General features: G+C 40.5%; 1 pseudogene. It reads right to left on the bottom strand.

Going from position 1 to position 252, the window contains the following annotated elements:
• Window positions 1-252: pseudogene (locus HMPREF2876_RS06965) on the bottom strand (ISL3 family transposase); the annotation flags it as partial.

Here is a 252-nt window from a genome sequence, read left to right as displayed (position 1 = left end):
AGCTTGTCTTCTCCCCTCAAGAACAGTGATGATATTGAGTTTTTCAAAATCTTGCGCAATGAAACTCATCTTTCCCTTAGTGAAGGCATACTCATCCCAAGACATAATCTCGGGAAGACGAGAAAAATCATGTTTAAAACGGAAGTCATTGAGCTTTCGAATGACAGTTGAAGTTGAAATGGCAAGCTGGCGGGCAATGACGGTCATAGAAGCCTTCTCAATCAGTTTCTGAGCAATTTTTTGGTTGATGAT

It is taken from the genome of Streptococcus sp. HMSC073A12, from assembly GCF_001812815.1.
GTDB classification, from domain to species: Bacteria; Bacillota; Bacilli; order Lactobacillales; family Streptococcaceae; genus Streptococcus; species Streptococcus vaginalis.
Note: the sequence above shows the minus strand (reverse complement) of the source record. Positions and strands in the feature narration are given on the sequence as shown.